4 protein-coding genes are annotated in these 2,617 nt (G+C 38.9%); all 4 read right to left on the reverse strand.

What is annotated here, in order from left to right; genetic code table 11:
- Positions 1-1,169 (reverse strand): AAA family ATPase (locus AC52RT_RS06635; RefSeq protein WP_495540015.1); only part of this gene is annotated, 1,169 nt, incomplete at its 3' end.
- A 136-nt stretch (positions 1,170-1,305) separates the two neighbouring features.
- On the reverse strand, positions 1,306-1,449 hold the full coding sequence (locus AC52RT_RS06640) for an acid-soluble spore protein N (protein ID WP_040373499.1): 144 nt from the start codon (positions 1,447-1,449) through the stop codon (positions 1,306-1,308).
- Positions 1,450-1,507: 58 nt separating this feature from the next.
- Positions 1,508-1,636, reverse strand: a complete 129-nt coding sequence (locus tag AC52RT_RS06645; protein WP_495540016.1) for an FbpB family small basic protein — start codon at positions 1,634-1,636, stop codon at positions 1,508-1,510.
- 146 nt (positions 1,637-1,782) lie between these two features.
- Entirely contained in the window at positions 1,783-2,316 is a 534-nt protein-coding gene (locus tag AC52RT_RS06650; RefSeq protein ID WP_495540017.1) for a peroxiredoxin family protein, read from the reverse strand.
- Between the last annotated feature and the right edge of the window lie 301 nt (positions 2,317-2,617).

A 2,617-nucleotide genomic window follows, 5' to 3' on the forward strand; every position in this document is an offset into this window, starting at 1 on the left:
CTCATTTCATCTGGATAACCTGCCAAGATTACCGCGAATTTCCCGCTGTATTTCTGATTAGTCATTAAGGAAACCAACGTATCGATTACGGTTTGTCCATAATCATCGCCCGATTTTCCCTCTCGCTTTAAACTATAAGCCTCATCTATAAATAAGACACCTCCTACTGATTTTTCGACGATGGCTTGAACTTTTTCCTCCGTTTGGCCAACATAAGCCCCTACTAACTGAGAGCGTTCGACTTCTAACACTTCTTCACGAGGAAGGACACCCAGCTCATAGTAAATTTTCGCAAGCAGCCTGGCAATGGTTGTCTTCCCTGTACCTGGATTTCCAGTTAGAACCATATTTAAGCTTTGTTCGGATTTAATTCGTAATCCCATTTCAGTGCGTCGATTTTGGTACTGTAGAAAACGATAAAAATCACGAACTCTATTTTTGACCCCGGACAAACCTACCATTGCTTCAAGTTCTTCAAGCGGACCTTCTGTAGGAAGCGTCTCTACTGTTTGTTCGAATAAGGCATTCCATTCGTCTTTCCTTCTTTGGAGTTTTTCAAGAGCCTGTTTTATGACAGCATAATGTGTCGCCGTATGAAAAACACCTGTAATGGACTCTTCATAGTCAATAGACGCCTGAAGCAACAAGCTAAGAATTTCCTTTATATCAGTCAATAAGACTTCTGCTTTTTGGTATCTTTCCAGCAGTTTTGGATCTTCTATTGCTTGGGCAGCCCATAAACCTTTAAGAAGTCTATCCTTCGTTTTCTCCGTATTTTCCAAATAGTGCTCACAGCTTTTGATATACTGCTCGGCGATATTCTTCTTAGCTGTTCGATTATCGGTTTCTCTCATTTGAGGAAAAACATAATCATCAAATATCCCTAGATATTTCCTCCATTCAGAGTCTGCTAATAATTGATTAGCAAGCTGATTAGCGGGATTAAGTCTCAGTGCTTCCTGGACCCAGGCAGCATATAGTGTCCCTTCTCCTTTCCCCGCTTTTTGTATTTTTGCCAGCAGACTATAAAGCCTGGATCGTTCTATATCGGCTTCCTTATTCGTTTCGTGTATATTTTTTAATGCCTGAACAATGGAAGCTGGATCCGTTTCATCCATATATGTATGTTGTTCTAAATCAGTTAGTTTGTTCTTTTGATTAGAGGTCATTTTCACTCATCCATTCCCGAAAATTCCTTTCCATCTTATCATAAATAGCTGTAAATCACCCCTGTTGACGCCCCAAGCCGTTTTTATACCAAGAAAAAGCGGCAAAGGAATACTAATCCCCTTTACCGCTTTTGAATTACTCGCCCTTTGTTTGAATTACCTGAGCATGCTCACCCGATTTATCTGCCATTTTCTTTCCCTTATTTCCATGCCCTGTTCTCGGCTGAGTTCCAAGATGAGAGGGTACAAATGCTTGGGGATGTTTTTTCGGATTACTCATGTTATCGCCTCCTTTCCATAGTGTTTACTACGGAAAGAAAGTAATGCCTGCCATATTTTTATTCTGCTTTTTGTAAATGTCTTTTTTCTAAACGGTCTTCGATAAGTTCCAATTGTTTTGAGTTCTTCATTAACTCTACACGATTTTCCATTACAAGCTCTTCAAATGTCCGTTTTCTTTTTTTCATTATGAACCACCTCTACTTGATTTCCTCTTATTATCTCCAATTATTGCTAGTCCTAGCCTAAAATTATTAAAAATTTAGATAATGACTTATACAGTAAATAATAGACGAACTATTTTTCAACAAAAAAAGCAACAGACTATTGTCCGTTACTTCATTTTATTGGTGGTATCTTTCATATAGCTTTCACTCATAGCCGTTCGGTATACATCCTGAATAATCCCTTCAGAATCAATAAAGTAAGTGGTTGGAATACTAAGGACTTGATACTGGTCATTTACTGGATTTTTTGAACTCTGACTATCGAGCAAAATGGTAAATGTAACTCCATATTCTTTTACAAATGCTTGAACATCATTTTCTGGATCAATATTTACAGCTAGAATCACCACATCATCTTCGATAACCTGTGAAAACTTCTCCATGTCCGGCATTTCTTCCCGACACGGCGGACACCACGTAGCCCAAAAGTTTAAAACTACTTTCTTTCCTTCATAATCAGAAAGCTTAACACTTTCCCCTGTTAAAGACTTCAATTCAAAATCTGGAGCTTTGACCCCTATTTTTAATCCGCCCAATTGTTCGTTACTGGCTGATGTCGGCCCTTGTCTGTCCATTGCTTGAAAAATAGCAATTCCAATTAGAACGAGAAGAACCGCTGAGGCGATTATTTTCTTCCACATCTGTATCCCCCCTAGCATGCAATCCATACACCCTTATTCGCTTACCCCTATATATACTATTATTGTTTATATCCGGCAGCTAGAACAACTTGTACACCCTTCATCATACCAGCTACATACATCCAAATAAAGAGCTCATCATGAAACAGCGAATTCTCTTAGTTAACGTTCGTTTTTTGGACAAAATAAAGGCGGCAGACCCTAAAAAGGATTTGCCGCCCCTGGTAAAAGCATGTTATTTTTCTTGCAATTTGTTACGTAATACCATTTGAAGGATGCCGCCATGACGGTAGTAATCAAT

It is taken from the genome of Peribacillus sp., from assembly GCF_059453735.1.